The organism is Candidatus Thermokryptus mobilis, from assembly GCF_900070205.1.
GTDB classification, from domain to species: domain Bacteria; phylum Bacteroidota; class Ignavibacteria; order Kryptoniales; family Kryptoniaceae; genus Kryptonium; species Kryptonium mobile.
The window spans coordinates 166820-178648 of record NZ_FAOO01000003.1 but is presented as its reverse complement, the minus strand read 5'-3'; the positions used below and the strand labels follow the sequence as shown (position 1 = coordinate 178648).

The following is an 11829-nucleotide window of genomic DNA, read 5'->3' as shown; positions in this document are numbered from 1 at the left end:
GTCAACTTGTTTAAACGATCGGTCAACCCTTCAACCTTTACAGTAAGCTGATTTACCCTCACAGTCAACCCATTCAAACTTTCCTCTGTCTTTCTCTGCGCCTTCGTAAGTTCAGATATGTTTTGTTCCGTTTTACCCTGAAATTCAATCAGCTTGGATATAGCATTGGTCAACTCCTTGATAACATCCTTCATCTCGTTAAAGTCCGCCCTTGTAATCGCTACCCTCTTGATTCTATCGTCCACAAGCTTACTTAACTCCTCCCTCAGCTCTGATGTCAACTCTGTCTTCCGCTTGCTTTGTGCTCTCATAAACTTCAATCTCCATCTTTATTTCTCCACATTTAAATTAAATCCAAAGGTTTGAAATTGCAAATTTTATTTAATATATTTGATGAAAATTTTCACCAAAAGAAAATCTAAGGATGAATTCAACTGGGATCATCCGAATTAAAAACGCAATATTCTACGGATATCACGGAGTCCACACCTCAGAGCAAAACTCTGGCGGAAGATTTGAAGTTGATATTGAAATTCACTGCGACATCTCAGAAGCAGTTAAAAGCGACTCCCTCAAAAACACGATTGACTATGAACAAGTTTATAACTTTTTGAAGTCATTGATAACCGAGAAAAAATTTTACTTGATTGAAGCTTTAGCTTCAAAGATAGCGCAGGGTTTAATTGAAAAGTTTGAAAAAATACAAAAAGTCATCGTAAGAGTTCGCAAACCTTCGCCACCTGTTGGAGGCGTCGTTGATTGCGTTGAGGTTGAACTTGAAATGAAAAGAGATTAATAAAAATGCCAACTGCTTACATCGGGCTTGGATCAAATATAGGCGATAGAATTTCTTACTTGAAAAAAGCACTGAATCTGATCTCAAAACTCCCAAAGACAAAAATCACAAAAATCTCCTCACTTTATGAGACCGAACCCTACGGACGAAAAAATCAACCTTGGTTCATCAATCTCGTCATAGAAATTTCAACAGAACTTAATCCGACGGAGTTATTCAAAAGATGCAAACTTATTGAAACAAAGATCGGACGAGTAGCCCGCGAAAGATGGGCTGAAAGGGAAATAGATATTGACATTTTGCTTTATGATGAAATCTCAACCTCAACGCCCGAGCTTCAAATTCCACATCCCGACTTACACAACCGAAGATTTGTCCTTATCCCCTTAAGCGAAATTGCCCCGGAGGCATTTCACCCCATATTTCAAAAAAGTGTATCCGAGTTACTAATTGAATGTAAAGACACAACCCGTGTGATGCACATACCCCAAAAAATAAATTTAAAAAACATAATTGAGCCGGATGTGAAGGAAGTTAAATATATCGCAATTGAAGGCGTAATCGGTGCTGGCAAAACATCGCTTGCCAAACTCCTTGGTGAACGCCTCAACGCAAAAGTAGTCCTTGAACAATACTACGAAAACCCTTTCCTTGAAAAATTCTATCAAAACAGGGAAAGATACGCATTTCAAACACAAATCTTTTTCCTGCTCAGTAGATATAAACAACAAATGGAACTACTACAAAGAGACCTGTTCCATGAATACTTGATAACTGATTATATCTTTGACAAGGACAAAATTTTCGCCCACATCAATTTAAAAGGGGATGAATTAAAACTATATGAAATGCTCGTTTCAATGCTTGAGAAAAACATCCCCACGCCCGACCTCGTCATATACCTTCAATCAAGCGTTGAACGCCTTATGCAAAACATAAAAAAGCGCGGACGACCCTATGAGCAAAATATAAGTGAAGATTACATCCGAGAACTATCAGAAGCATATAATGAATTCTTCTTCAACCAATACAGAAAATCCCCAGTCCTTGTTATAAATTCAACCGAAATTGACTTTGTTAATAACAAAGATGATTTTGAGGAGCTCGTCTCAGAAATTCTAAGTCCGAGAAAATCTTACTTTGAATACTATAACCCAGCAAGAAAACCCAGGTGAAAAATCCATGCTGAGATTTTTAATTTTCATATTGCTTTTGTATATCGCATACAAATTCCTTAAACTCCTCGCACAATACAAAAGAAAGGTTGATGAACTTGAAGCAGAACTCAAAAGAAGGAAGATAGATCAATTAAAGGATACCGATTACGAAGAGATAAAGTGAGAAGATGACGAAAGTCGCCAACTTTTTCAGAAAAATTGACCCCTTTAAAAGCAGAAAATTTAAAAATTTTTTCATCTCAACGCTTAAAATTTTCTTCAAAAAAGAACCCGCAACGATATTAGATAAGTCCAATAAATTAAATTTTGATTTCGGTCGGGTTGATAAAATTCTCGTCGTAAGACAGCATAATCAACTCGGGGATATGCTCTGCGCAGTACCTCTTTTAAGAGCTTTAAGGGAAAAATTTCCAGAGTCCAAAATTACACTTGTCGCAAGCCCAATAAATTACGAAGTGGTTCAACATAATCCATTCGTTGACGAGGTTTTAAACTTTGATAAGGTTAAATTTTTAAAATCCCCTCTTAATTTTCTTCAATTTATAAAAAAAATAAGATCAAACTTTGACATCGCTATAGTCCCATCAACCGTCTCAATTTCATCAACGAGCAACTTCATAGCCTACCTTTCAAAGGCAAAGATAAGAATAGGACCCAAATCAATTGACGGCAAAGAAAACATAACATCATTTCTCTTCAATTATCAAATTGCCCTTGACTGGAGAAATGAGGAGAAAAAACATCAAACAGAGAGAAACCTTGACATCGTGAGACCATTTGGAATTGACACCGACGATCTTTCTGTTGTCGTACCATATTTTGAAGAAGATAAAAAATTTGCGGAAGAATTTTTAAGAGAAAGAGAAAAATTCAACTGTGTTATCGGCTATCATCCAGGAGCTGGGAAAATAAAAAATAGATGGTCAGCGAAAAATTTCGCCCAACTTGCGATCAAACTCTCTGAAAAATTTAACGCTTTGACACTAATAACAGCTGGTCTTATGGATGAAACACCTGTAAGAGAAATGTTAACTCATATCAACGGCAAAATTAAATACCTCCTGCTTAAAAATGAAAGAATAACGAGGGTAACCGCAGTCATTGACTCAATTGAACTTTTCATAACAAATGACACCGGGATAATGCATGTCGCTGGGGCAACTAAAACACCTGTGATATCTCTCTTTGGTCCAACGAACCCTTATCAATGGGCACCGCTTGGGAAAAACAAATTTTTCATTTACTCAAAAACTGGTGAAATAAACGATATAACAGTTGAACAAGTATATAAACTTGCCGAAGAGATTCTGACGATGAAAAGGAAGACCAAAATTTAAGACCATCTGACTTTCAAGAAATTCTCAACTTCTCTCCTAAACTCAATTACCTTATCAATGAAATTCTCCTCACCACTTTCAATCTTATCAACCGCTTCAAGTACTATGCGTGTCCTTTCCTCATTTATCAATGGCTCATACTTGGAAATCAAAAAGTTAAAAACATTGAAACCAAGCTTCGTCCCGACAAGTCGCCCGTTGAAACTTTGAACATAGCCCCTATCTTTAAGCTTTTGAACGGTGGGTGCATAAGTGCTTGGGCGTCCGATCCTCTTTTCACGCATAAGCTGGATTAAATTCGCCTCCGTGTAAAGTGGTTTTTCACTGATAAGACGAACCTGAACTTGCGAAACTTTGTATCCGCCCGGGGAAATTTCCCCAAATGTCTTCAAAGGTGAAATCAAATTGAAACCATTCTCAACTATCTGACCATTAAATTGAAAGTCAGAAATCAAATCCCCGAATTTCGCTTTGAAGTTGTAGACCTTAATCTTAACTGGCGACATTTGACTTGCCATGAAACGTTTGAAAATGAGGTCGTAAATTTTTATATGCTTTCTGCTTAGCCTTGCCTGTAAAAGCAAAAGTCTTGCATCAATGTCCGTCTCAAGTTCAAACGAACTTAAAGCCCTTGTCGGTCTAATGCATTCGTGCGCTCCCTCTTCACCACCCCATGTCCTTGGTTTGAAATAACCGGATAAATTCTGCCTTTCAAGATATTGCCTCGCCAAGTTTATACCGAAATTGCTAACCCTCGTTGAGTCAGTCCTGTGATAAGTTATTAATCCACTTTCAAAAAGTTCCTGAGCAATTGACATCACCTCTCCAGCTGTCAAATTCAAAGTGTGAATTCCATCCTGAAGCAATGAATCAGTCGTATACGGTGGCAATGGATTTTGTTCAACTATTTCCTCTTTTACATCAAAAATCTCAACCAGCCCAAATTCTTTAACCCTCTCGGATTCATCGGGCGTTGTCGTGAATGTCAACTTCAAATTATTTTCAAGCCAGACATTTACTTGAGCAATTTTCTTTTTACTTTCTTTTGTCCTCTCGCAAACCCAACCCAAAACTGGCGTTTGAACCCTGCCAGCACTTAAATCATCACGGTTGAATCTTCTTTGAACAATTTGCGAAAGCCCAAGTCCAATCCAGGCATCCTCAACCTTTCGCAATATCTGAGCCTTTAGTAAATTCAAATCAAACTCCTCGGGATTATTAATCCCCTCAACTATTGCCCTTTTAGTTATCTCATGCCAACGCAACCGTTTTATGTTTTGATTAAAAGGATAAATCAAACACCTTAAATCCCAAGCTATTTTTTCCCCTTCTGCGTCTGGGTCGGTGGCAATTAAAACCTCATCAACATTTTCAGCTAATTTCTGAAGTGAGGAAATCACCTCAGGTCTTGTAATTTCAAACTTGACTTCAAGTTTTGAATCAACAAGTTTAGCGCCAAAGCTCGGTTGTCTTATCGCAAGGTCTGTTACATGTCCCCTTGAAGCACTCACAAGCAAAAGCATATTTGATGACATAACCTCAAAAACCTGAACTCCATCAACCCTACTTCTCAATGGCTTGCCGAAGAAATAACTTATAGTCCTTGACTTCGTTGGCGACTCAACTATCAAAAGGCGAGAATTGAATTCTATATCAACACCAACTTTAAGTTCCCGAGTTAAATTTATCTCTTCAATTATCCTCTCAATGTCAAGCTCTTCAACATTTACAAAGTTAACATCAAGCGGTTCAAGCTGTTCCCTCATAAGTTCAAACGCCTTTTCGTCATCAACAATTAAAATTGATAGACCTTTCGTCAAACCACCTATCGTCAACCTGCTCGTTCTACCAGATGCCTGGATATATGCAAATGAATCCGGCGTCACAAGCGAATTACCTGAAATCCCTGTCTTATCAATCACAATCGGATCGATTGAAACCTCATTGAAAAATTCAAGCGATTCAACCATGACATTATAAGCAAATCTCATAAAGTCAGAAACTTCTTTTGAGCTGGGATCAAAACCCTCTTTTTTTATCTTTTCAAGGTTTGTTGGACTCAAATCAACTATCCTTGAGAGGTTCTCAATCAAATCAATTGCCCTCTGCCTTTTTTCACCTTCAAGAAATCTTGCGATGTGGCTTATGACCATCATCATTTTTCTCGGAGTGAAACTTCCCCTATCAATTGTGATTGAAATCCTCGGTACCTCAAAAAAAATCGTATACCTTAACGATGTTGGAAGGTCAATTCCACGAACAAGCGATGAACGCCTTGAAGATGTTCCAACAAGGACTTCTATTTCACCTTTTTCAAATGACTGAAAAATCTTCTTTGACGCCTTCACATAAGCGCTTGCCTTTATCCCATTCTGATTCAAGAACTCAGCTATCTCTTCCGCTTTTTCACTACCCCTGACATAAACAATGGCACCTTTGCCGAGCTTCTTTATCAATTCAACGAGATGTTCCTTCGGGTCTCTTTTGGGTAAAAGATAGGAATCAATTATATTCCTTGTAAAAGAATATGACTGCCCAATGTCAAATCCGAAAAGTTCCCTTAAAATTTTAACCCTCAAAGTTCTCCTTGCGCTCTGCGTCGCCCCTGAAACAACTATTTGTTTGTCCTTTACTCTGACCTTTGAATAAACTTCAGTTAAGTCCTCTTCCTCATCAACTTTTTTTGTTACCATTTTCTTTGCTAACTCAATTTGTTCATCGGTTATACCAAGTATTTTCAAGACAATATCAATTGCCTGCGAACGACGAAGAAAGCCATCAACATCATCAACAAACACCGAGTTAACCCGAACCGACTCAAAAATTTCTTTATTTTTAACAAGGGACATTGAAGTCGTGATTATTACATCCGCATTTTTTACCTCATCAAGAGATGGCTTTTTGGAAAGCGAATGTATCTGAACTATTTTTTTATCTGTGGAAACGCTCTGGATTTTTCCCCATACTTGGAACGCAAGGGTTGAATTAGGCAATAGAATAAGCGACTTTTTAAGGAGGGAAAGAGCAATCGTGGTCGTTGTTTTACCACTTCCAGTTGGAGCAAGCATCGCAAAACTTTCACCCTTTAAGAACCTTCTCGCCCACAACCTTTGAGCTCCCCACGGTTTTATTCCAAAAGGTTCAAAAACTTTTCTTACATCTTCATCAGTGATTTTATTTAATTTTATCCTTCCACTTAACAACTCATCAAGAGTGGCGCTTTCACCATCGCGGAAGCTCAGAAAAACTATCTCAAGGTCTTGCATTTCAAAAACGGCTTTGTTTTTAAATTTTTTTTTACTAAAATTCAAACTGACCGAGAACTCAAATGGGCACATAAAAATTTGCCAAATAAAAATCAAACTTTCAAATAGATGCTTGAGGGAAAGAAAATAATCGTTGGAGTCACCGGTGGTATCTCTGCTTACAAAACTTGCTATGTCGTACGGGGTTTGAAAAAACTTGGCGCCGATGTAAAAGTTGTAATGACACGCTCAGCTACAGAGTTTGTAACTCCGCTTACATTTTCAACCCTGTCCGGGAACGAAGTCATCGTTGATATGTTCCCAAAAACTACATCTGAAGGGACAAACATAGGAACAAGGCACATTGAACTTGCTCTATGGGCTGACTTAATGCTAATAGCTCCAGCCACAGCAAACACAATCGCAAAAATAGCACATGGCATTGGGGATAACTTTCTTACTTCGCTTGTCCTTGCGATAAGATGCCCTGTAATAATTGCCCCAGCAATGGATGTTGATATGTACTTGAATGAAATCACACAACGGAACATAAAAAAACTCAAAGAATACGGCTTTTTGATAATTGAGCCCGAAGAAGGGGAACTCGCAAGTGGACTTGTCGGCGTTGGACGAATGGCTGAACCAGAAAAGATAATTGAATTTGTCTGCGATTTTCTCCTGGGCTTTAAATTTGATCTGAAAGGGAAAAAAATCCTCGTCACCGCCGGACCCACATACGAACCAATTGACCCGGTGCGTTTTATTGGGAATTGGTCAACTGGGAAAATGGGTTTTGCCGCAGCAAAGGCATCCTCACAAAGAGGAGCTGATGTCATTCTTATATCAGGACCGACATCTCTTGAGACCCCGAAAAATGTAAAGAGAATAGATGTCATCACTTCTGATGAGATGTTCAACGAGGTTGTGAGATTTTATGATGAAGTTGATGTCGTTATAATGGCTTCTGCAGTTGCAGATTATTCCCCAGTTCAAAAATTTGAAAGGAAATTGAAAAAGGAAGACATAAAAGGGGATTTCGTTGAATTAAAGTTGAAAAAGACGAAAGATATTCTTAAATATCTTGGAGAGCATAAAAAAGGTCAAATACTCGTTGGATTTGCGCTTGAGACGGAAAATGCAATTGAAAACGCAAAGCAAAAGCTTGAGCAAAAAAACCTTGATTTCATAGTTCTTAACACACTTGGAGAGGGTTCTGGATTCGGCTATGATACAAACATCGTGACGATAATCTCAAAAAACGGTGAAATTTTTGAGTTGCCGAAAATGTCAAAATATGAAGTCGCCAATAAGATACTTGACATAGTTTCGGCTAAATTAAAAAATGGGAAAAAATGAAGGAAGAGATAAAAAAAATACTCAACGAAGCAAAGAAATATCTTCAGCAACAGGAAAGTTTGTTTGGCGACGAGGTAACACTGCCAAAGAGCGAAAGTGAAAGTGAGGGGAAAATTCAACAAGTTAATGAAAAAGAATACGGCGTTGACCCGACCTGGGTTAATTCAAAAACGCTTGATGAACTTGAATCAAAGATAAAAAATTGTGTCAAGTGTCCGCTTGGAAAAACACGAACGAATTTCGTCTTCGGTGTGGGAAATCCAAAATCAGAGATTGTCTTCATTGGGGAAGCCCCCGGGGCTGAAGAAGACCTCCAAGGCGAACCTTTTGTCGGAAGAGCTGGGCAACTTTTAAATCATCTGCTTGCTTCAGTTGGTTTCAGAAGGGATGAGGTCTACATATGCAATGTTTTGAAATGTCGCCCACCGGGAAATCGCGACCCTCAACCCTCCGAAATTGAAGCCTGTGGTCCGTATCTTGTAAAACAACTTGAAATAATAAAACCAAAACTTATCGTTTCCCTCGGGCGATTCCCAGCACAAATGCTCCTTAAAACAAACGCGACATTAAGTTCATTAAGAGGACAAGTATATGAATGGAGAGGAATTAAAATGATCATAACATATCACCCAGCTGCTGTTTTGAGAAATCAACAATGGAAAAGACCCTTAATTGAAGATTTACGAAAGGCGCGTGAAATTTTGTATCAAAAATAAAAGTTTTGGATTTTGCCATGTCAATTGAAAAGGGAATGAGACAGGAACTCCCACTTGATAAAATCCTCAAAGATTACAAAACCATCCAAGTTACAGAACAAAAAGAAGTTGTCCCGAAAGTAATACCACAAGCAGTTGAAATTGAAACAGCAGTTCTTGGTTCAATGATAATTGACCCCGACTGCATTCCAACGGTGATTGAAATTTTAAAGCCAGAGCATTTTTACAAGGAAGAGCACAAAATAATTTTCAAAGCCATAATTGAACTTTTTGAATCCGGAAGAGGTGTTGATCTTTACATTCTGACGCAAGAGCTGAAAAAAGAAGGACTTCTTGAAAATGTCGGTGGGGCTACTTACCTTGCGGAGTTATCAAATGTAGTTGCGACATCGGCGAAAGTTGAAGAATACGCACAAATAGTTCACGACAAATACATCCTGCGCGAGATAATTAGAATGACAAACATCCTCTCAAACGCAGCGTTTAGAGAAGATGCTGATGCTTTTGAATTGCTTGACTTCGCAGAAAGAAAACTCCTTGAGATATCCTCAGAAAAATTTAAGTCCGGGGTTGAGGACATAAAATCAGCTATAAAGTTCGTCCTTGAAAAATACGAGGAGATAAACAGGACGAAACGGTTGTTGACTGGGGTAACGACTGGCTTCCCTGAGTTGGATGCTTTAACTGGTGGTCTTCAGAAGTCGGACCTTATCATAATTGCGGGACGACCTTCAATGGGAAAGACGGCTTTTGCATTGACAATTGCAAGGAACGCCGCTGTTGAGGGCAAAGTCCCAGTGGCTTTCTTCTCGCTTGAAATGTCAATTGAACAGGTTGCTTTGAGATTGCTTTGCGCTGAGGCAAATGTTGACATGCACGCTTTAAGAACCGGGAAATTATCAGGCGATGATTGGCAAAAAATTTCAAATGTCGTTGGTAGGATAAGTGAAGCACCAATTTTTATTGACGACACCCCAGCTTTGAGCACACTTGAACTTAGAGCCAAAGCAAGACGCCTTAAAGCTGAATACGACATCGGACTCATAATCATTGATTACCTACAGCTTATGCAAGGTGGTAAGGCTGAAACAAGAGAAAGGGAAATAGCTATGATTTCCCGATCTTTGAAGTCGTTAGCGAAAGAACTTGAGGTTCCAGTCATCGCTTTATCACAACTTAGAAGAGCCGTTGAAGACCGCGCTGATAAAAAACCCATGCTTTCAGACCTACGCGAAAGCGGTTCACTTGAACAAGATGCAGATGTCGTTATGTTCGTCCACCGACCCGAATATTACGGAATACAATACTACGAGGACAACATGCCAACAGAAGGAACAGCCGAAATAATAATAAGCAAGCAAAGAAATGGACCAATCGGCGAAGTGCGTTTGAGCTTCCTGAAAAAGTCAGCAAAGTTTGAACGACTTGAAATCGGAAGGTCTCTTGTTGAACCAGTTGATGTTAAACCACCTGACAAACCATTTTAAAAATAAATTCTTTTGAAAGATGCTTTCCCAAGTTTTAAGTGCCTCAACCTATGGGATAGAAGCCTTCGTAGTTAAGGTTGAAACACATATTGAAACTGGTTTATTTGCATTTGCGATCGTAGGTCTCCCGGATAGCTCTGTCAAGGAAAGCCGCGAAAGGGTCAACGCAGCGATTAAAAACTCCGGGTTTAAATTCCCAAACAAAAAGATAACAGTAAACCTTGCTCCAGCGGACATAAAAAAAGAAGGTTCGCAATTTGACCTGCCAATTGCGGTAGGCATACTTTCAGCCACGGATCAAATCCAAAGCGATGTCCTTGATAAATTTATAATTTTGGGCGAGCTCGCACTTGACGGAACATTGAGACCAATTCACGGCGCACTACCAATTGCAATGAGCGCAAGAAACAACGGCTTGAAAGGGATAATCCTACCAAAAGAAAACGCCAAAGAAGCAGCAATTGTATCAGATATAGAAGTTTACCCAATGAGCTCACTAACAGAGGTTGTAAATTTTCTAAATTCAGAACATCAGATTTTAAACCCTTTTAAAGTTGACATCAATGAAATTTTCAATCAAGAAAGCAAATACACAATTGATTTCTCAGATGTAAAGGGACAAGAGAATGTAAAAAGAGCCCTTGAGGTTGCAGCAGCTGGCGGTCATAACCTCATTATGATTGGTCCCCCGGGAAGTGGGAAGACAATGCTTGCAAAGCGACTTCCAACGATACTTCCGCCTATGACACTTGAAGAGGCACTTGAGACAACCAAAATTCATTCCGTAGCGGGCATTTTACCGCCAAATACAGCCCTTGTCGCAACACGACCGTTTAGAGCCCCACATCATACAATATCCGACTCAGCCCTCGTCGGAGGCGGAACAATACCACGCCCCGGAGAAATATCCCTTGCTCATCACGGCGTTTTATTCCTTGATGAATTACCAGAGTTTAACAGAAATGTCCTTGAGGTACTAAGGCAACCGCTCGAAGATAAAAAGGTCACAATCAGTAGAACAAAAATGACAGTTGAATATCCTGCAAATTTTATGCTTGTGTGCGCCATGAATCCATGCCCGTGTGGCAACCTCGGAAATCCATACCAACAGTGCACCTGTACCCCAGCACAAATTCAAAAATACATGGGCAAAATCTCCGGACCATTGCTTGACAGAATTGACATTCACATTGAGGTCCCAGCTGTAAAGTATGCCGAACTTGTAGGGAAATCATCAGGAGAAACATCCGCACAAATAAGGGAAAGGGTCATAAGAGCCAGAGAAATTCAAATCAGAAGATTCAAAGGAAGGAGAAATCTCTTTAAAAACGCCGATATGCAAACGAGGGAAATCCGCGAGTTTTGCAAAATTGACTCTGATGGAGAGAATTTGCTTAAAAACGCTATAACAAAACTCGGTTTATCTGCTCGCGCTTATGATAAAATTTTAAAAGTTGCAAGGACAATCGCCGACCTCGCAGGAAGCGAAAACATAAAACCAGAACATCTAAGCGAAGCAATTCAATACAGGTCTCTTGACAGAAACCTTTGGGGATTAACTTGAAAGAGAATACGCTCAAAGACGTGAAGAAAAAAGCGCGGTTTAAAAAACAAAAAGAGGGAATCACAAGGGGATTGGTTTAATGATTTTGTTTGTTTTCACTTCAACTTTAGCGTTAATCAAGTGGTTTGTCTTGCTGAAGTCTGATTTGCC

Annotated in this window: 9 protein-coding genes and 1 pseudogene; 8 read left to right on the top strand and 2 right to left on the bottom strand. The window is 39.2% G+C overall.

Annotation, left to right across the window (positions count from 1 at the left end; all coding sequences use genetic code 11):
* Positions 1-311 (bottom strand): annotated as a pseudogene (locus FKZ43_RS11385) (hypothetical protein); the annotation flags it as partial.
* Positions 312-424: 113 nt separating this feature from the next.
* Here FKZ43_RS11385 and folB point away from each other — a divergent pair.
* Genes folB through FKZ43_RS03035 form a run of 4 tightly spaced genes read left to right on the top strand, consistent with a single transcriptional unit; the run spans position 425 to position 3311 of the window.
* Positions 425-796 carry a dihydroneopterin aldolase gene (gene folB / locus FKZ43_RS03045; RefSeq protein ID WP_140944406.1) on the top strand — a complete coding sequence of 124 codons (372 nt, stop codon included), beginning with the start codon at positions 425-427 and terminating at the stop codon, positions 794-796.
* Positions 797-801: 5 nt separating this feature from the next.
* Positions 802-1971, top strand: a complete 1170-nt coding sequence (folK, locus tag FKZ43_RS03040; protein ID WP_140944405.1) for a 2-amino-4-hydroxy-6-hydroxymethyldihydropteridine diphosphokinase — start codon at positions 802-804, stop codon at positions 1969-1971.
* Between the two features lie 7 nt (positions 1972-1978).
* On the top strand, positions 1979-2137 hold the full coding sequence (locus tag FKZ43_RS11380) for a hypothetical protein (RefSeq protein WP_181180229.1): 159 nt from the start codon (positions 1979-1981) through the stop codon (positions 2135-2137).
* Positions 2138-2141: 4 nt separating this feature from the next.
* Positions 2142-3311: a glycosyltransferase family 9 protein gene (locus FKZ43_RS03035; RefSeq protein ID WP_140944404.1), complete on the top strand. Its 1170-nt coding sequence runs from the start codon at positions 2142-2144 to the stop codon at positions 3309-3311.
* Here the strand turns inward: FKZ43_RS03035 and rgy are convergent.
* Positions 3308-6577 (bottom strand): reverse gyrase, encoded by a 3270-nt coding sequence (gene rgy, locus FKZ43_RS03030; RefSeq protein WP_181180228.1) that lies wholly within the window; start codon positions 6575-6577, stop codon positions 3308-3310. The two genes, FKZ43_RS03035 and rgy, sit on opposite strands and share 4 nt — an antisense overlap.
* Before the next feature lie 108 nt (positions 6578-6685).
* On the opposite strand from rgy, the gene coaBC reads away from it, so the two are divergent.
* From coaBC to FKZ43_RS03010, 4 genes are read left to right on the top strand one after another with little or no spacing between them, the layout of a single operon-like run.
* Entirely contained in the window at positions 6686-7912 is a 1227-nt protein-coding gene (gene coaBC, locus FKZ43_RS03025) for a bifunctional phosphopantothenoylcysteine decarboxylase/phosphopantothenate--cysteine ligase CoaBC (RefSeq protein ID WP_140944402.1), read from the top strand.
* Positions 7909-8628, top strand: a complete 720-nt coding sequence (locus FKZ43_RS03020; RefSeq protein ID WP_140944401.1) for a uracil-DNA glycosylase — start codon at positions 7909-7911, stop codon at positions 8626-8628. The genes coaBC and FKZ43_RS03020 overlap by 4 nt, the downstream gene beginning before the upstream one ends.
* 17 nt (positions 8629-8645) lie before the next feature.
* The gene (gene dnaB, locus FKZ43_RS03015) at positions 8646-10115 is read left to right on the top strand and encodes a replicative DNA helicase (protein WP_235894667.1); all 1470 of its coding nucleotides are present in this window, start codon (positions 8646-8648) and stop codon (positions 10113-10115) included.
* 19 nt (positions 10116-10134) lie between these two features.
* Positions 10135-11679: a YifB family Mg chelatase-like AAA ATPase gene (locus tag FKZ43_RS03010; protein ID WP_140944400.1), complete on the top strand. Its 1545-nt coding sequence runs from the start codon at positions 10135-10137 to the stop codon at positions 11677-11679.
* The last annotated feature ends 150 nt before the right edge of the window (positions 11680-11829 follow it).